The sequence below is a fragment of the Cellulosilyticum ruminicola JCM 14822 genome (genome assembly GCF_001311925.1).
Lineage (GTDB): Bacteria > Bacillota > Clostridia > Lachnospirales > Cellulosilyticaceae > Cellulosilyticum > Cellulosilyticum ruminicola.
In genome coordinates this window covers 63,718-81,202 of record NZ_BBCG01000001.1, presented here as the reverse complement: position 1 = coordinate 81,202, position 17,485 = coordinate 63,718, and the positions used below count along the sequence as shown (strand labels likewise).

Here is a 17,485-nt window from a genome sequence, read left to right as displayed (position 1 = left end):
CTATTTAACTGTTTTAATATCCGTAAAGTTTACAAATTTTCCATTTACATATATTTCTGTACCAGCAGATGTAATCTTAATATATTCAGCTTCACCAGATACTGTTTCACTATTACCATTACTATCAACGGTAGTTGCTGTAATCTGTCTTCCAGTAATACTTGGTGTCTGTATAATACCTTGACTATTTTTGAATGGAATTTTAACTGATTTATCACCAGTTCCAATGATTACGTAAGGTTCATTTTTATCCATTTCTACACTAAGTACTTTTCCTTCAATGACAGATTCTACATCTTTACCGTCTGTACCTTTTTCAGCATATTTAGCTTGAATTGTCTTATCAATAACATCAAAGGCTGTTGAACTTGTTTGGATATTGTTTGTATCTACAACCTGATATACTTTATCCAGTTCTATCTCTTTATCACCTATTCCAAGAATTGGTGTATCCCCTGAAAGTTTTACATAATCTACTTTACCAACTTCATCAGTTGTTTGATTTGATATACTATCTATATATTGATACTCTACATACTTACCAATCATGCTATTAGCGAGTTGCTTTTGATTAGTTTGTGCTACATTAAGCATTTGTTCAAGTGCTGTAAATTGTGCAAGTTGTGCAAGCATCTCAGTATTTTCCATTGGTTCCATTGGATCTTGATATTTCATTTGTGTTACTAGTAGATTAATAAAAGCATCTTTGTCCATTTCACTTTGCGTCTTTGTAGCTTCTTGTAATTTTAAATAATCACTATCTGCAGCAACTACTGAATTAACTATACTCATAGCACCCTCCTTAAATCATATAGTCTATTTCATTTTCACCAACATCTAATCTCTCTGCTGTATTTGCTTGAACTTCTTCATCTTCAAATTCTTGTAGATGTTTTGAAATAATTTCTTGAATACGTTTTGAACTCTTTTGGCGTTGTTGATACATTTGTTTTGTTTGATCATTTTGTCTTACATCTACTTGTACATTGGCAACTTCAAGGCCTTGATAAGTTAAACTCTCTTTAAGTGAATTAATTTCATTAAGAATACTTTCTTTTGTTTTTTCACTTTCTACTTGAATCTCCGCAACTAACATTCCATTCTTTTCAAGCATTTTAATTGTAAGTTGTCCTAATTCTCTAGGTGATAATTGCATTTTTATTTCTTGCATTTGCTCAAGCTTTGTAACCTCTATATGATCTACAATTTGAGAAGTCAAATTAAGCTGTGGTTTCACATATACATCATCAGTGATTGAGGTATTTACTGCTGCCACATCATTTTTTACATTCATAGTGGTTCCAAATGCATGTACTGGCACAGTTAATCCTAAATCTTTAAGTGTTTCTATATCATGTGTTACAGCCATGTAATCACTACTTACTACTGGTTCTGTATCACTTTCTAGAGTAATTACTTCTTCTGTTGGCTTCCAAATACCGTTTAAAATTTCAGCCATATCTTGACCTAAACCATCACCAATTTCTTCAGTAACTATTGTTTGTAATTTTTGTATGTTATCTTGACCTTGACCAATAGTTTGTTCTATAACCTTATGTAACTCATCTCCTACAATTTGTTTACTTACTTCTTCAAGCTTAGTAAATAATTTGCTAATATCTTTCATATCAGCATTCTCTGTTAAAAGATCTAATGTGTTGTCACCATAATAATCTGTTATAAACTGTGAAAAACCATCTTCAGTTAAAAGAGCTATTGGTGTAAGCCCCAGTTCTCCTAACTTACTTGTGATATCTTCTACTGGCACATTAAGCTGTTGACTTAATGTACTTAAAACAGCTTCCATTACTTTTTCTGTAACTTCTTCCATTTCTTCTACTTTTTCTAGGTTAGTATCACCTGCTTTTCCAGATTTTTTGACAACAGCCCTATCTACACCTGTTGTCAATTTTTTATCAACACCAGTTCCCCTTTTTTGAGTTTTGCTTAATGTTTTATGAAATTCATCATGGCTATTTGTTTTTGGTCTTGTATTATTTGTTCCTGTCTCACCATTATTAACAGAACCTGTTTGCATATTAACTAATAAATTTCCAAAATTCACACTACCCATTTGACACCTCCTACTCACTCTCTGTCATATCTGGTGATATAAGCTTTATTGCTTGTGCAGCTTTCTCAGAACTCATATTATCCATAATTGCTGCTTTTTGCTCTTGCCCCATATTCTCAAAAATCATTTGGATAATTTCCGGATCTGTGCCTAATAAAATTTCTAATGCCCTCGCAGCTTGTTGTGCATCCATTTGGCCAATTGTATTTGCATATGCCTTTTGTTCTTTCGACATTATACTCTTATTTTTAAATTGACTATAAATCTTTTCTGCTGTTTCTGGGTACATTTGTTCAAACTGCTGAATGAACAATTCTTTATTAGTACCTGCTACACTTTCGTCCCAAGCTTCTTTTTGTGCCAAGAAATTACTATAACTTGTTTCATACTGTTTGAGTGTTTCTATTTTTTCTTCTAATGCCTTAATTTCAGCTTCATAATTTTCCACTTTTCCTTTTAAAGTAGTTGTTTCTAATTCTGTAGTTGCAAGTTTGCTTTGTAATTCATTATAAGAAAGCTTACTTTCTTCTTCTACTGGTATGAAACTACCTACCACAGGAACATCTTTTAGTAGCTTACCTAATGGCTTACGAAAGATAAAACCGACAACCCCGATTAAAAGAAGTAGTACTAAAATAATTAAAAAAACTTTTTTCTTTTTAGGTTTTACTGCTTTAGTGGAAGGAGTTTTATTTTTTATGTCTTCAGCTTTCTCTACCATCTTTGCCATACTTGTTATTCACTCCTTTTCACAGCGCCATATTTGTAGCTTATAATTTCATCTACAATTTGATTTTCTGCTCTTATTTCTTCACCTTTAAATTGCTCAAACTTAATTTCTTTTAGATTTTCTAAAATTTTTCTTTGTTTGACTGCTTCAAGAAGTTCATTTCTTTTTTGATTTACTTCTTTTGTTGCTTTAACAATTTCAAGCTCTTTTTTTTCAATTTGTTTATTAAGATGCGCTGTATAATAATTAAATTGCTTTAACTGATTTACATTCATTCCTTCTTGATATTGCCTACATATCTCATTATAAGCATCATCATGTAGTCCCATTAGCGTATTTTTCTCGCTCTCAAGCTTTACCTTACGTGTATTGGCTACACCTAATTCTCTTTTTTTATGATCTTCAAGTTTTTCCTTGAGAGCTAAGACTGGTTGTAATTCAAATTTAAACATTTACTCACCTTACTTTGTTATTTGTGACATTATTGCATAAGTCGTTGCAAAATCTACTTTTTCATATGTTAGTTGTTGTAAAAAGTGATTAATTGGTCCAATCTTATCGATAGCTTCATCAATTTCTTGACTACTTCCTCGATTATACGCTCCTACATTAATAAGGTCTTCTGATTCTTTGTAAACAGCCATCTGTTTCTTAATTTCTCTTGCAAATGCTTTATGCTCATCTGTTACAATATCACTCATAACCCTAGATATACTTGCAAGTACATCAATAGCAGGATAATGGCCTTTATTAGCAAGCTTTCTAGATAAAACAATATGTCCATCTAAAATACCCCTTGCAGTATCAGTAATTGGTTCATTAAAGTCATCCCCATCTACTAAAACTGTATACATTCCTGTAATACTTCCTTTGTCCGAGTTACCTGCCCTTTCTAAAAGTTTAGGTAATGCTGCAAATACTGAAGGTGTATAACCTCTTGAAACTGGTGGTTCACCTACGGCAAGACCAATTTCACGTTGTGCCATTGAAAACCTGGTCAATGAGTCCATCATTAAAAGTACATTTTTACCTTGATCTCTAAAATATTCAGCTAATGCTGTAGCCGTCATTGCAGCTTTCAAACGCATAAGTGCAGGTTGATCTGATGTTGCAACAACAACTATAGAACGTTTAAGACCTTCTTCTTTTAAGTCTTTTTCAATAAACTCTCGAACCTCTCTCCCACGTTCACCAATTAGAGCAATGATATTAATATCTGATAAAGCATTTCTAGCAATCATACCCATTAATGTACTTTTCCCAACACCACTACCTGCAAAAATACCAATCTTTGACCTTTTCCTACAGTAAGCATGCCATCTATAGCACGTATGCCCAGTGAAATAGGTTCATGAATTCTTTGCCTTGTTAATGGATTAGGTGCTTCATTATCAATAGATACTGTATCAGCACAGTATATTTCAGTCCCATCAATAGGCTTAGCTTGCCAATCTACAACCTTCCCTAAAAGATTCTCACTTACACTAACATTAAGTTTATCACCATAAGCTGTTACCTTACATCCAGGCCCTATACCTTTTAATTGCCCTAATGGCATAAGTAATAGATTTTGGTCTCTAAAACCAATTACTTCTGCTTTGATTGACCTATCACCTTTACGTGTTGTAATATAACAAATATCCCCAATATTGGCCATCGGCCCACAAGATTCAATCCCCATACCTACAACTTTTGTAACTTCACCTGTATATGTCCATAACTGATTGTTTGTAATATTGATGTATTTCCCTAAATCGACCATATGCTCTCCTATGACAACTTGTCTAAAATTTTAATTTGTGAAATCACACGTTCCAGGCCTTTCATAACATCATAAACAATGTTACCTTGTTTTGTTTCTACTATACAGGCTGTATTACTTACGTTATTTTTTACTTCTAATTTAATCTTGTCGCCTGAGGCTATAATATTTGTTTTTACTTCCTCACTTAACTTCTCATAAGTTTCTGGTGATACACATACTATAATCTCTTCCTTTGTAGGACATTCTTGTAACATTTTATGTACTAAACATGCAAGCCAGTCGGTATTGTCAAATAACTCTTCACTTACAATATGTCCCAGAAGTTTTTGAAGTACTTCTGTTAATTCTTTTTCTGAACTTCTTATGAGCTCTTCTTTTTCTTCATGTGCCTGTCTCTTTATTATTTTAGCTTCTTGATGTGCTTCTTCTAGCATTGACTGCATTTTTTCTTGTGTCTCATAAAGTAACTGTGTTTGTTTTGCTCTTGTGTCTTCTTTAATTCCTTGAGCTTTTGCAAGAGCCTCTGACAAAATTTCTTCTGCACGTTGCTTAGCATCTGCAAGAATTTGTGCTGCCATTTGCTGTGCTTCTTCGATTATTTCATCTGGTACATTCTGCTGTAGTAAATGGGTAGCTACAGTTTCCGTATTATCAACTATAGTAGCTAATACTTCATTTTGTGCAACTCCTATAGTTGTATGATTTATTCTTTCAAAAGCTTCATCTTCTATTTCGGCTTTTTCATATTCAATATGAATAGCTTTGAATCTTTCTGATAAATTGATAATACTTTGGTTTCTTATGCGTTCACCTTTTATAATACTAGACAATTACCTCATCTCCTGCTCCACGTGATGTAATGATTTCACCTGCATCCTCTAATTTACGGATAATGTTAACAATTTGTTGTTGTGCTTCCTCAATCTCTTTAACACGTTTTGGTCCCATATATTCGAGATCTTCTTCAATCATAGCAGCAAGACGTTTTGAAACGTTTTCCATGATAACAGATTTAACAGATTCACCTGCACCTTTAAGAGCAACTGCGAGTTGATGATTATCAACTTCACGAAGAACACGCTGGATAGATTTTGGATCAAGCATAGTAATATCTTCGAATACGAACATACGTTTTCTGATAACTTCTGCAAGTTCCGGATCTTCGATTTCTAAGTTTTCCATAATATTCTTCTCGGTTGTACGGTCTACTTGGTTGATGATTTCTACAATTGAATCAATACCACCAATTGTTGTGTAATCCTCAGAAACAAGTGTTGAAAGTCGTTTTTCAAACTCACGTTCAATTTGATTAATAACATCTGGTGACGCACGATCCATAAGTGCAATTCTTCGTGCTGTATCAGATTGCATTTCTGCTGGCAGTGAACGAATAATAAGTGCCGCCTGTGCTGGCTTTAAGTAAGATAGGATAAGTGCAATTGTTTGTGGATGCTCGTTTTGTATAAAATTTACAAGTTGAGATGCATCTGTTTTTCTTGCAAATTCGAATGGTCTTACTTGGAGCGATACAGTTAATTTATTAATCACTTCAACTGCTTTATCTGACCCTAATGCTTGTTCTAGAAGTTGTCTTGCATAACCAATACCACCTTCTGCGATATAATCTTGTGCCAGACACATTTCATAGAATTCTTGCAGTACCTCCTCTTTTACTCTAGGAGATACCGCTTTAATATTGGCAATTTCTAATGTAAGCTGCTCAATTTCTTCCTCTTTTAAATGTTTAAATACCTTAGATGATTTCTCAGGACCTAAAGCTATAAGGAGCATAGCTGCCTTTTGTTTACTTGTATATTCATCCTTAGTCAAACGATCACTCCCAATCTTCTTCAGTAATCCAGTTACGTAATAAGTTAGCAACTGCCTCTGGTTTTTCATCTACAAACTTATCAATTTGTCGTTTTGTTTCAAGTGTTTCCTTGAGTTCAATCTCTTCAAGTTCCACTTCTTCTTTTGCTGTCTTAAGCATTTCTTCTACTTCTAATTCTGGTTCTACTTCCACTTCATTATCATGTTTTCTAAATCTCATAACAATTGCTAACGCACCAACTATAAAGATTAATGCAAGTACAATGTACATTAAGTAATCTTTAATACTAATTGCATATGCCTCTTGATCAATGAATTTAGGAATTTCATATCCATTTACACTTACTGTTTGAATACCTGTTGCTGCTTTAATAGCATCTACAACTCCTTGTTCTATAGTAAAGGCTTGTTGATTACCATTTTGAGCTTTAAATTCTGCCCATGTTGTACCAACTAAAGTGGGTGTAATTTCTTCTTCACGATAAATCTTGTTACGAATAACATTAACCGCAATAGAAGACTTTTCTAAATCAATATCCCCCATATTTTTTTGATATTGTGTTTCTTTTACATTTGGTGCATATGTAATCTCTTTTTGATTATCTTTGCTTGAGCTTGTTCCTGAATTATCATCTTGTACATAATTTGTTACATCCCCACCATTTGTAGCAGTACCAGGTTCTCCGCCACTTTCATCTGTTGAATTTGAAGAACTACTCATTGTATTTTCTTGAGTAATTACACCGCGTTGTCCATCATCACCTTGTGCTGTGTATTCTTTGTTATTTTCTACATAATGATCAAAGTTTAATACAAGGTTAGGACTTATACGTACATCATTATAAATATCACCTAATAAATCTGTTACTTTTTCTTTTACAACAGCTTCTGCAGCTTTTTTAACTTCTTGTTGTTGGCTTAAAGCTAAACTTGCTTCTTCACCACCTTGATAGATGGTATTACCAGTTGAATCTAAAATAATAACATTTTTCTTATCTAAATTTTTCACTGCATAAGCCATAAAACTGGCAATGCCTTCAGCCTGTTTACTTGAAAGTGGTTCACTAAGTGTTAAGAATATACTTGCTGAACTTTCTTGCTTAGACTGAATAAATGAATTCTTCTCTTCTGGAATATTAAGTTGTACTGTTGCATCTTTTACACCTTTAATTTGTTTTAAAGTTGCTTGTAAATCCTCTTTTGTAAGATGTTTTACACGTTCATTCCATTCATTTTCTGTAGTCGACATCGTTGTATTAATCATATCAGCAAACGAATAATCTGTATCCGTTACACCATTTAATGATAAAGCTAATACTGCCGCATTATATTGATCTTCATTCACTTCAATGTTTGTACCATCATTAATGACTTTGTATGTAATATTATTTTCACTTAAAACTTGAGTTGTTTGTGCCACAAACTTTGTATCCATCTTATCATTATAAAGTACACGCATTTGTGGTCTTGTTAAATAGGCAGCTACTACAATGATAATCATCAAAAGTCCTACTGCTATACCTATTTCTATCTTATGTTTTTTACTCAAACCATTCCATTTCTCAGTTACCTGATTTGATATTTGTCTTACCGTTTCTTGCAATATATTCACCTCTTCCTTTTAAAAGCAGGTATTAAACTGAGAGTTGCATAATTTCTTTATATGCGTCTAATACACCATTTCTAACTTGCATTGTATATTGTAATAAAATGCTTGCTTTAGATTGTGAAATAAGTAAACTATGTATGTTGTCATTAGCCCCTGTCAAAAAATCTATTGTTAACTTATCTGTTTCTTGTTCTGCCTTTAGATTCGCATTTATTAAATCTTTAGCAACTTGTAGGCTATTAGTAAAACTTGCATCACCTGTAATATTTACATTTCGTTTATTCACATCAGATGCATTTACTAAGCCATTTAGCGTTTGTATCTGCGATATCATTTTCTTCCTCCTACCACTTATTTACCAATTTCTAATGCTTTATTAAACATTGCTTTCATTGTATTAAAAGAAGTTACATTAGCTTCATATGATCTACTTGCAGAAATCATATTTACCATTTCATCAACTACATTTACATTGGGATATTCAACATATCCTTGTTCATTTGCATCTGGATGCGTCGGATCATATGTCATTGCCCCTTCACTTTGATCTTCAACAATACGTGACACTCTTACACCATTATTGCCGGATTGAATCTTTTTTTGAAGTATATTGGCGAAGCTACCTTCTGTATTATCAATTTGCTCAAAAATAACACTTTTACGTTTATAAGGGCCACCTTCAGCTGTCCTTGTTGTATTAGCGTTTGCAATATTTTGTGAAATTACATCTAATCTAAGTCGCTGAGCTGTCAACCCTGTCGTAGCTGTGTCCATTGAACCAAAAAATCCCATTCGACTTCCCCCTTATTATTTTATATTTTGTAGCACAGTCGTAAAACGATTAAGCTGCGCATTAACTCTTGTAATAAGTGCATTGTATCTGGCATATACTTTAGCTTCTTCTGCCATTTCTACATCAATGTCTACATTATTATTATCCATCCTGTAACGAGATGAAGCTTCATCAACATAAACTTCGGCTGAATATTATTAAAATCTACATTTAATATACTTTTCTTATTCTTTATTTCTTTCTGCAAAATAGTTTCAAAACTCACATTTTTCCTTTTATAGTTTGGTGTATCTACATTACTAATGTTCTCACTAATTACATTTTTTTTAACAAGTGCTGCATCTAACGCTCTATTTAGCAAATCTATATTAGCAAATAAGTCCATGTGCTCCCCCTCTTTTTCAATGTTTTATCTTAACATTTTGTGTTATTTAAAATTTTTCTCTATTACTATAATTTTAATTATATATTCTTCTTTTTCATAAAGCAATAAATATTAACAAACAAGTAAACAACTACTACATTTCAATAAGTTTTTTCAATATTTAGTTATTTCCCACTTTTTAACTACAAAAACATTTATATTCTTAATTATGATATCCTTTTTCACACTTTATACAACAAAGTTTTACAAAAAAACACATATTCGTAACAAAAAAATAGCTACATCAATTAAATGATATAGCTAAATGATTAGCCCACAAAAAAGCTAGTTTTTAAAACTACTTTACATTATTATGATATAATTAAGCAAAAAATAAAGGGGATAATTTTATGTTTCGTAAAAATACAGTCCAATAACTTAATCTTAAGGATCCAACAATTAATCTACCTAAATATCTTCGTAAAAATCTTAAGAAGAGTTGGGCTACTCCTTTTAATAAATATATTTTTTCTAACATTAATGAAGAACGTTTTGAAATGCTCTATAGTGATGAAGTTTTTAGACCAAATTCTCCTGTTAATGTATTAGTAGGTCTTCTTATTCTTAAATAGAACTTTAGTTTATCAGACGAAAACCTTATTGGCGCTTTAAATTTCGATATGAGATTTCAGTTCGCTTTAAGCACAACAAGTTATGAGAAACAGCCTGTATCCATCAATACTCTTTATAACTTTAGAACAAGAGTCTTGGAGTATGAAAAGAAAATAAGTAGAGACTTGATAAAAGAAGAAATAGAAGTTCTTGCTGCGCTTATTGAAACAGAGATGAAACTTGATGGCAAAATGCTTCGTATGGATTCTATGATGATAAGTTCATCCTGTAATAAACTGTCTCGTATTGAATTAGTCTATACTGTTAATCTAAAGCTCATAAAAGCACTCAATAAGATTGATTCAAAGCTTATGCCAGAAGATCTAAAGTGCTATTTAGAAGAAAGGACATAAAAACGAAACAATCCACAGAACACGTGATAAAGATGCTACAACTAAGTTAGAATGGCTATTAGGACATTCAATCCTTTTAAAAGGAAGTATGTTCAAAATATGATACTCAGATTCTAGAATGTAGAGCATTTGAACTATTAAAGCGTCTCCTAGAAGAACAAGTAGAAGTAAATGAAGAAGGTAAAACTGTTCCAAAGGATGGGAAGAGCCTTCATTCTGAAATACTTCAAAATCCAAGTGATTCAGATGCAACCTATAGAGAGAAATATAGTGGAAATGTAGGATATGTTGCAAATCTAGTAGAAAGTTTTAATGACAATAGTGGTGTTATTACACATTATGATCTTAAACCTAACACCTATTCTGATATTAGATTTTGTGAAGATGTACTAGATGCCCTCAGTAAAGTACCATAAGTCAATTAGTAGGAAAATCACCAACCCAAGAGAAGCTGTCATATAGTTTTTTTGAAGTAGATGAAGAAACGCAAAAATAGTGTTTGACTTCAAAATTGGAGGATATAACTTCAATAAATTGCTAAGATACTTTAAAAAAAAGGTATCTTAACTTCTAATTCATTTTTAAATATATATATTTATTGGTAAAATATTGAAAGTACTAGAATATGTAAATAAATGTAATTGTATTACAACTTCAAAAACGCTTGTTTTTGGGGGCTAATTGCTAAATAAGTAACTGTCCTATTGTATGAAAATTCAATATACCAACCAAATCCAAGCCTACCACTATTCCTAATCCCAAAATATCTATTCCAACCATATAAATCTTACTTCGTTCCATATTCTCTACTCGTTTTCCATAGCTTAATATATAAAAACTCCATACAATAACAATCATACTTTGAATACCATACAATAGAAATGCTGCTAAAACTCCTTTTATACCATATAATACAACAAAACAACTAATCGAAAAGCTATAACTAAATACAATAATAGCAATCACAATAACTCCTAATGGCATTAAACTTCCAAAACTAGCCATAACAAAGACTATACACATTTTCTTAACATACTCAAAAATTAGTTCAAAAATAATTTCCCCACTAATTTTTGTTGATATATACTTAACATATGCTTATAAATACTTTTAAAAAAATCCATATTATAATTTTGTAAATATATGCAATATACAACCCCTGCTAGAATAGCTATTATTACCACTATGTAATTCATCCATTTATTCTTCATAAGGCTTCCTCCTTTTTATCCTTCTATACCCTATGCTTTTCTTTCCTTTTTTATGCTTAATTATGAACTTTAATTTTTATCAAAATTATGATATAATTAACTTAATTTTCAATAACAAATAATATTTATTATATGATCTCTCGGAATTTTGAGTGATCATGCCAACAGTTTGTTTACACTGAACATTGAAAAGTAAATACAATCAAAGAACAGAAAAATGAGCATAAGAAATAGACATAACTGTCGCTATGTCAAAAAAATAGTATAATAGTTTTAAGATTATGCCGTGTGTTGAATCAACTTTCTCAGTGGAGATTCATATAGCAAATCCCAAGCCTCCAAATGCTGAAGCATGAGGATATGATATAGGCAACAGTACCACATCTTAGATGATCGGTGTTTGCCGTCTTCTAATTTATAGTCCCATTTCTCACGTTTATTAGAGCGTTCTGCAGAAGTTCTTGCATTATATTCCTTTTTCCAATCGTCACTATCTTGAGGTGGTATGTTAAATAATCTTGGGTTATCTTTCATAGCTAAATGAACCGTCCTTCCATATTTTGAATCAGAGCAAGGATGCTCACAATAGCAACCATATTTTCTGCTAGCAAGCGGGCATCTATATTTAATACGATACTATGATGGCTCAGAGCCATCATAGTGCATACGAAGGCCTTCTTTGCACAGAGGAACACCATCCTTATCAATGATAAAGTCATTTTTATAAGCGTGTTTGACGCCACCTTTTCCCTTTAGATCAATAAAAGGGGTTATATTTTCACGCTTGCAGTATTCATAATAAGGCATGGCATCATGAGCAGAATCAAGAAGAAGTTTAGATGCTTTGTAGTCGGAAAGAAAGTCCTTCATTCTAAAAAAAGTTTGTAAAAAGCCATGTAAATCATGTGTAGATGTACTTGAAAGTAGAGGGAATACGGGTAGATTACTTTCAGAGTCAGAAGCAACGAGCATATATAGATCATAGCCATGATAAAAGTAATCACGTGAAGAATCCCATCCTATATCACAGTCTGGTTGAGAAAAATATCTATCACAAATGCAATCAGAAACACCTTTAGATTTACAATCACAAACACGATGCTTACATTCTCTGTGAGAAGTGACTACAGGTGTACCATCACCAGCTAAGGCAAGAGAAGTTTTATTAATAAGCCCTTTAGAAACAGAAAGATTAAGAAATTCATTTTTGTATAACTGAAAAAGTGAACCGTAGGGCTGACCTTCAATGTGAAATGTAGTATTTTCAAGTATTGAGAGTAGTTCGGCCACAGTTACTTTTTCAACAGAGTCAGCTTTAGACCCTTTAGTTTTAGGCTTCTTAACTTTCAACTTAATAGGATGAATATGAGGAGAAAGATTATTATCATCTAAATCCCATAAACGTTTAAAAAAGTCATAAAAGGTACCGACACCAGGAGTATCACCGACTTGGAAACCACTTAAAATGGCATATAAAGGATTGATCTTAAGCTGAGCAGCCCAAACAGTTATTGAAGTAACCTTAAAAGCAATGGATAAAAGATAAGAGCGTTGCATGCAAGAAGGAATACGTGGTTTAGGACCGAATTTAGATTATTTATTTTTCAAAAAATCATCAGCAAAAGAAAGATCAAGGTTCCAAAAACGATCAATAATCTCCAAGTAGAACAAGGAATAGAATTAGGATTAGGATAGTATTTACGGAGATTTTCAAGAACAAAGTTTTGATAGGCGGAATGCCCGCCTAAAATAATAGGTAACAAAAAATCGCCTCCAATCAATAAACATCACCGGCGTGGCCAGAACCAAAATATGCTTATCGACAAGGGCGCGTAGCGCCGCATTTTTTGAGGTTAATGTCAAGTGTTTATTGGTAAAAAAAGTGGGGGATTTTAATAAAAAAGGAATCTAAAAGCCTTGATTTTATTGGCTTATAAATTCCGAGAGAATATTTTATTAAAAAGGAGGAATATTTTATGTGGTATATTTGACTAATCGCTACTATTATTTTTTGTGTTGCCGAAATACTTTACAATGGTTTTTTCATTATATGGTTTGCCATTGGTAGCTTAGTGGCTCTGATTACTTCTTTTTTTACAAGTAATCTTATTATTCAAACAGTTATATTTTTAATTGTTTCTCTCATACTACTTATCACCTTAACAAAACGTATTACAAAAAAACTTTCACAGCAATCAACTATTGCAACGAACATTGATGGACTCATTGGTAAAAAGGGAATTGTTATTGAAGCAATTGGCAAAAACAGTCTTGAACCAGGACTTGTAAAATTAGACGGTGAAGTCTGGACAGCTACATCTTTACATGATGAAGTAATTGAAAAAGGCTCTTTGGTTGAAATTAAAAAAATCAATGGAGTACGTTTAATCGTATCTTCTATCCAAAATTAAGGGGGCATTCATATGTATGCATTACTATTCATTTTAATTTTAGTTTTCATTATAACTTTTAGTTCAATACGCATCATCAAACAATCTACAGTTGGTATTGTTATGCGCCTTGGTAAATTTAGTCGTCGCGCTGAGACGGGTGTAAACTTTATTATTCCTTTTGTAGAAACCATCTACAGAAGAGTTGATTTACGTGAAGTTGTTATTGACTTCCCACCTCAACCTGTTATTACAAAAGATAATGTCACAATGCAAATAGATACCGTTGTTTATTACAAAATCACAGACCCTGTATACTATACTTTCGAAATTGCTAATCCTATTAGCGCCATTGAAAATCTTACTGCCACAACACTTCGTAATATTATTGGTGAATTGGATTTAGATGAAACACTTACATCTCGTGATATTATCAACTCTAAACTTCGCATCATCTTAGACGAAGCTACTGATAAATGGGGTATCAAAGTTAACCGTGTAGAACTTAAAAACATCCTTCCACCCAAAGATATTCAAGAAGCCATGGAAAAACAAATGCGTGCTGAACGTCAAAGACGTGAATCAGTTCTTACAGCTGAAGGTCAAAAGAAATCTGCTATCCTTATGGCAGAAGGTGAAAAGCAGTCTACCATCTTACAAGCTGAAGCTAAAAAAGAAGCTATGATCCGTAGCGCTGAAGGTCAAAAACAAGCTGAAATCTTAAAAGCTGAAGGTGAAGCTGCCGCTATCTTAAAACTTCAACAAGCTAAAGCAGATGGGCTTCGCGCAGTATTTGCAGCGATTAAAGAATCTGGTGTAGATGATAATGTTCTTGCTATTCGTTCTATGGAAGCACTTGAAAAAATCGCTGAAGGTGATTCTAGTAAACTTGTTCTTCCTTCAGATGCAATCAACTTCTTAGGTACATTTAAAGGCATTAAAGAAGTTATGTCTTCTGACGGAGCTTCTAAAAATACTAAACCAGCCGTCAAATAATATATTCTTTTAATATCAATAAAAAAGAGTTAATCATTCTAAACTGGTACCTATAGATTAGACACATAGAAAAAATGCGCCTAGCCTATAGGTACTTTTTTTGTATATACTTATAAATGACTTGAAGGAAATACTAGATTATGAGTAAAATTATTTTTTCAGAAGAAGATATAAAAATATTAAAAAATGACCCTAGAGAAGGTCTTTAACATTAGATATATTAGAAAAAAGATTCAAAGAATCATGAGAAAATATAACACCGTGTACCCTATCCATAAAGCAAATCCTTATATAAAAATGACTAGTGCAACTAAAGAACATAGAGTAGTCCCAAACTTACTTAATAGAAATTTTAAGCAAGGTATACCTGTGAAAGTATTATTAGCTGATATTACATATCTGCCATATGGTAATAACCAGATGGCTTATTTATCATGCATAAAAGATAGAAGCAGTAATGATATTCTTGTCCATTATGTTTCTAGGCATATTACACTTGATATTTGCAACAATAACTATAGAGGAGCTTATTAAAGCTCATAAAGATGAACTGCATAAGGATGCATTTATTCATTCGGCTCAAGGCGTTCATTATACAAGTCCAAAGCTTCAAAAGTTATTAAAGGAAAATAATCTAGGTCAATCAATGTCAAGACTTAGTAATTATTAGGATAATGCACCTCAAGAATCTTTCCTTGGACACATGAAAAATGAGATAGATTTTAATGCATGTAACACTTTAAGAGAAATCATTACTGTAGTTGATGAATATATAGAATACTATATACTATAAAAATCATAGATGCCAATGGGGATTACAAAAAGATGACTCCTAAACAATATAGAAGCCATCTTTTAAATGTTGCTTAATCTCTTTTTTATTGTGTCCTTAGCAAAGGGTCCAGTTTAAAAATGCCCTCTTTTTTCATTCTATTTTTAAATTATACTCTTACGTTACCATCTAATCCTAATAACTCTTTATTTACTTCTAATATAGGATTAATCACTTCATTTAAGAAATCTGTAACTTGCATTGGTGCACAACCAATAAAGTTTTCTGGTTTTAAAATATTATGAAGTTCTTCTTCTGTCATTTTAAATGCCTCATCTTCTAAGATACGTTCAATAAGGTCATTTGATTTACCATGTTCTTTAACTTGTGCGCCAGCTTCCATAGAAAGGACACGTACACGTTCATGTAATTCTTGACGGTCTCCTCCACGTTTTACACCTTCCATTAAAATAACTTCTGTTGCCATAAAAGGAAGTTCAGCCATAATATGTTTACGAATAACTTTTGGATAAACTACAAGCCCAGATACAACGTTTAAGTAAATTTCTAAGATAGCATCTACAGCTAAAAATGCTTCTGAAATAGCAATACGTTTATTCGCACTATCATCTAATGTTCTTTCAAACCATTGTGTAGATGCTGTAATAGCTGGATTAAGTGTATCACAAATTACGTAACGTGCAAGTGAAGAAATACGTTCAGAACGCATTGGATTACGTTTATAAGCCATTGCTGAAGATCCGATTTGATTCTTTTCGAATGGCTCTTCAATTTCTTTTAAGTGTTGTAAAATACGAATATCATTACTAAATTTATAAGCTGATTGTGCAATAGAACTTAATACATTAAGTGCCAATGAATCAAATTTTCTTGTATAAGTTTGCCCTGTCACAGGATATACTTCATCATAACCTAATTTCTTAGCAATTGTTTGATCTAATTTCTTGACTTTTTCGTAATCTCCTTCAAATAGTGTTAAAAATGTAGCTTGTGTACCCGTTGTTCCCTTGGCACCTCTTAATCGTTTGTTCTCTAACATCTTATCTACTTCCATTAAATCAAGCCATAAATCCTGAAGCCATAATGTTGCACGTTTCCCTACAGTTGTAAGTTGTGCTGGTTGAAGATGTGTAAAACCTAAAGTAGGTAATTCTTTATATTCATCAGCAAACTTAGCTAATCGATCAATTACATTAATAAGTTTTTTACGAATAAGCTCTAATCCTTCATACATAATGATAAGGTCTGTATTATCGCCTACATAGCAACTTGTTGCACCTAAATGAATAATAGGCATAGCTGTAGTTGCTTGTTCCCCATAAGCATGTACATGTGCCATAACATCATGTCTTACTTTATTTTCCCAAGCTTCAGCTACTTCATAGTTAATATCTTCACTATATTTTTTAAGTTCTTCAACTTGCTTTGGTGTAATATTTAAGCCTAATTCCATTTCTGTTTCAGCTAAAGTAACCCATAACTTTCTCCATGTTCTAAATTTCTTTTCCTCTGAAAATAAATAAAGCATTTCTTTACTTGCATATCTCCCTTGTAATGGGCTTTTATAAGCGTTTCTCATGTTTCATTTCCTTTCACTTATTTTAATGATGATTATATTATACAAAAAAAAGCCTTTTCTGACAACGCATTTTCGAACATTTCCATATTCTCAACATAATTTGTTCGAAATTTGAGCATTTCTAAAACAAAACCACTAATCTTTACTATTCATACAAATAATAAAAGGTGCTACTAAGTGCACTGTCATTAAGTTAACATTATGTTAGAAACGCACTCTTTAGAAAAAGAAGTTGAAGATTCATTTCTTCAACTTCTTTTTCTATTTTTAGGCACTACAAATAGACAGATTTGCATCTGTCTCAAAATTTCTATTCAATTATAAAA

19 protein-coding genes and 2 pseudogenes are annotated in these 17,485 nt (G+C 32.3%); 5 read left to right on the top strand and 16 right to left on the bottom strand.

Annotated features, from left to right (window positions below):
• The 12 genes and pseudogenes from JCM14822_RS00370 to JCM14822_RS00320 form a co-directional block, all read right to left on the bottom strand.
• A complete protein-coding gene (locus JCM14822_RS00370; protein ID WP_054738617.1) occupies window positions 1–792 on the bottom strand; it encodes a flagellar hook assembly protein FlgD in 792 nt (263 codons plus the stop codon).
• Window positions 793–802: 10 nt separating this feature from the next.
• Window positions 803–2,074, bottom strand: coding sequence for a flagellar hook-length control protein FliK (locus tag JCM14822_RS00365; RefSeq protein WP_054738616.1), 1,272 nt, complete (start codon window positions 2,072–2,074; stop codon window positions 803–805).
• 10 nt (window positions 2,075–2,084) lie between these two features.
• Complete coding sequence (locus tag JCM14822_RS00360) at window positions 2,085–2,804, bottom strand: MotE family protein (RefSeq protein WP_054738614.1); 720 nt, start codon at window positions 2,802–2,804, stop codon at window positions 2,085–2,087.
• Window positions 2,805–2,809: 5 nt separating this feature from the next.
• Window positions 2,810–3,256: a flagellar export protein FliJ gene (gene fliJ, locus JCM14822_RS00355; protein ID WP_054738612.1), complete on the bottom strand. Its 447-nt coding sequence runs from the start codon at window positions 3,254–3,256 to the stop codon at window positions 2,810–2,812.
• A gap of 9 nt (window positions 3,257–3,265) precedes the next feature.
• Window positions 3,266–4,566: pseudogene (gene fliI / locus JCM14822_RS24325) on the bottom strand (flagellar protein export ATPase FliI).
• Window positions 4,567–4,574: 8 nt separating this feature from the next.
• On the bottom strand, window positions 4,575–5,399 hold the full coding sequence (locus JCM14822_RS00345; protein WP_054738610.1) for a FliH/SctL family protein: 825 nt from the start codon (window positions 5,397–5,399) through the stop codon (window positions 4,575–4,577).
• On the bottom strand, window positions 5,392–6,399 hold the full coding sequence (gene fliG / locus JCM14822_RS00340) for a flagellar motor switch protein FliG (RefSeq protein WP_278287147.1): 1,008 nt from the start codon (window positions 6,397–6,399) through the stop codon (window positions 5,392–5,394). Before fliG ends, JCM14822_RS00345 begins: the two co-directional genes overlap by 8 nt.
• A 4-nt stretch (window positions 6,400–6,403) precedes the next feature.
• Window positions 6,404–8,002, bottom strand: coding sequence for a flagellar M-ring protein FliF C-terminal domain-containing protein (locus JCM14822_RS00335; RefSeq protein WP_054738608.1), 1,599 nt, complete (start codon window positions 8,000–8,002; stop codon window positions 6,404–6,406).
• A 31-nt stretch (window positions 8,003–8,033) separates the two neighbouring features.
• Window positions 8,034–8,342: a flagellar hook-basal body complex protein FliE gene (locus JCM14822_RS00330; protein ID WP_054738606.1), complete on the bottom strand. Its 309-nt coding sequence runs from the start codon at window positions 8,340–8,342 to the stop codon at window positions 8,034–8,036.
• A 17-nt stretch (window positions 8,343–8,359) separates the two neighbouring features.
• Window positions 8,360–8,800 carry a flagellar basal body rod protein FlgC gene (gene flgC / locus JCM14822_RS00325; protein ID WP_054738604.1) on the bottom strand — a complete coding sequence of 147 codons (441 nt, stop codon included), beginning with the start codon at window positions 8,798–8,800 and terminating at the stop codon, window positions 8,360–8,362.
• 15 nt (window positions 8,801–8,815) lie between these two features.
• On the bottom strand, window positions 8,816–8,950 hold the full coding sequence (locus tag JCM14822_RS22345; RefSeq protein ID WP_278287146.1) for a hypothetical protein: 135 nt from the start codon (window positions 8,948–8,950) through the stop codon (window positions 8,816–8,818).
• Window positions 8,932–9,186, bottom strand: a complete 255-nt coding sequence (locus tag JCM14822_RS00320; protein ID WP_083461185.1) for a flagellar basal body rod protein FlgB — start codon at window positions 9,184–9,186, stop codon at window positions 8,932–8,934. The genes JCM14822_RS22345 and JCM14822_RS00320 overlap by 19 nt, the downstream gene beginning before the upstream one ends.
• 659 nt (window positions 9,187–9,845) lie before the next feature.
• Between JCM14822_RS00320 and JCM14822_RS21385 the strand changes: the two genes are divergently transcribed.
• On the top strand, window positions 9,846–10,190 hold the full coding sequence (locus JCM14822_RS21385) for a hypothetical protein (RefSeq protein WP_242861355.1): 345 nt from the start codon (window positions 9,846–9,848) through the stop codon (window positions 10,188–10,190).
• A 684-nt stretch (window positions 10,191–10,874) separates the two neighbouring features.
• Here the strand turns inward: JCM14822_RS21385 and JCM14822_RS00310 are convergent.
• The 3 genes from JCM14822_RS00310 to JCM14822_RS21380 all read right to left on the bottom strand — a co-directional run bounded on the left by JCM14822_RS00310 (window position 10,875) and on the right by JCM14822_RS21380 (window position 12,958).
• Window positions 10,875–11,174, bottom strand: coding sequence for a hypothetical protein (locus JCM14822_RS00310; RefSeq protein ID WP_054738600.1), 300 nt, complete (start codon window positions 11,172–11,174; stop codon window positions 10,875–10,877).
• Window positions 11,175–11,233: 59 nt separating this feature from the next.
• Window positions 11,234–11,401, bottom strand: coding sequence for a hypothetical protein (locus tag JCM14822_RS19840; protein WP_157047562.1), 168 nt, complete (start codon window positions 11,399–11,401; stop codon window positions 11,234–11,236).
• 636 nt (window positions 11,402–12,037) lie between these two features.
• Window positions 12,038–12,958, bottom strand: a complete 921-nt coding sequence (locus tag JCM14822_RS21380) for a hypothetical protein (protein WP_242861354.1) — start codon at window positions 12,956–12,958, stop codon at window positions 12,038–12,040.
• 515 nt (window positions 12,959–13,473) lie between these two features.
• Here JCM14822_RS21380 and JCM14822_RS00300 point away from each other — a divergent pair.
• From JCM14822_RS00300 to JCM14822_RS21370, 4 genes and pseudogenes are all read left to right on the top strand, one after another.
• On the top strand, window positions 13,474–13,812 hold the full coding sequence (locus JCM14822_RS00300) for an NfeD family protein (RefSeq protein ID WP_054738598.1): 339 nt from the start codon (window positions 13,474–13,476) through the stop codon (window positions 13,810–13,812).
• Window positions 13,813–13,824: 12 nt separating this feature from the next.
• Complete coding sequence (locus JCM14822_RS00295) at window positions 13,825–14,787, top strand: SPFH domain-containing protein (RefSeq protein WP_054738597.1); 963 nt, start codon at window positions 13,825–13,827, stop codon at window positions 14,785–14,787.
• A 496-nt stretch (window positions 14,788–15,283) separates the two neighbouring features.
• Window positions 15,284–15,457: a hypothetical protein gene (locus tag JCM14822_RS21375; RefSeq protein ID WP_242861353.1), complete on the top strand. Its 174-nt coding sequence runs from the start codon at window positions 15,284–15,286 to the stop codon at window positions 15,455–15,457.
• Between the two features lie 27 nt (window positions 15,458–15,484).
• Window positions 15,485–15,580 (top strand): annotated as a pseudogene (locus tag JCM14822_RS21370) (IS3 family transposase); the annotation flags it as partial.
• Window positions 15,581–15,728: 148 nt separating this feature from the next.
• Here JCM14822_RS21370 and purB read toward each other — a convergent pair.
• The gene (gene purB / locus JCM14822_RS00285; RefSeq protein WP_054738594.1) at window positions 15,729–17,159 is read right to left on the bottom strand and encodes an adenylosuccinate lyase; all 1,431 of its coding nucleotides are present in this window, start codon (window positions 17,157–17,159) and stop codon (window positions 15,729–15,731) included.
• Window positions 17,160–17,485 lie beyond the last annotated feature (326 nt).

Coding starts and splice junctions, on each gene's coding strand:
- JCM14822_RS00370 (WP_054738617.1), bottom strand. CDS start 792: ATGAGTATAGTTAATTCAGTAGTTGCTGCAGATAGTGATTATTTAAAA.
- JCM14822_RS00365 (WP_054738616.1), bottom strand. CDS start 2,074: ATGGGTAGTGTGAATTTTGGAAATTTATTAGTTAATATGCAAACAGGT.
- JCM14822_RS00360 (WP_054738614.1), bottom strand. CDS start 2,804: ATGGCAAAGATGGTAGAGAAAGCTGAAGACATAAAAAATAAAACTCCT.
- fliJ (WP_054738612.1), bottom strand. CDS start 3,256: ATGTTTAAATTTGAATTACAACCAGTCTTAGCTCTCAAGGAAAAACTT.
- JCM14822_RS00330 (WP_054738606.1), bottom strand. CDS start 8,342: ATGATATCGCAGATACAAACGCTAAATGGCTTAGTAAATGCATCTGAT.
- flgC (WP_054738604.1), bottom strand. CDS start 8,800: ATGGGATTTTTTGGTTCAATGGACACAGCTACGACAGGGTTGACAGCT.
- JCM14822_RS22345 (WP_278287146.1), bottom strand. CDS start 8,950: ATGGATAATAATAATGTAGACATTGATGTAGAAATGGCAGAAGAAGCT.
- JCM14822_RS00320 (WP_083461185.1), bottom strand. CDS start 9,186: ATGGACTTATTTGCTAATATAGATTTGCTAAATAGAGCGTTAGATGCA.
- JCM14822_RS21385 (WP_242861355.1), top strand. CDS start 9,846: ATGAGATTTCAGTTCGCTTTAAGCACAACAAGTTATGAGAAACAGCCT.
- JCM14822_RS00310 (WP_054738600.1), bottom strand. CDS start 11,174: ATGCCATTAGGAGTTATTGTGATTGCTATTATTGTATTTAGTTATAGC.
- JCM14822_RS19840 (WP_157047562.1), bottom strand. CDS start 11,401: ATGAAGAATAAATGGATGAATTACATAGTGGTAATAATAGCTATTCTA.
- JCM14822_RS21380 (WP_242861354.1), bottom strand. CDS start 12,958: ATGCAACGCTCTTATCTTTTATCCATTGCTTTTAAGGTTACTTCAATA.
- JCM14822_RS00295 (WP_054738597.1), top strand. CDS start 13,825: ATGTATGCATTACTATTCATTTTAATTTTAGTTTTCATTATAACTTTT.
- purB (WP_054738594.1), bottom strand. CDS start 17,159: ATGAGAAACGCTTATAAAAGCCCATTACAAGGGAGATATGCAAGTAAA.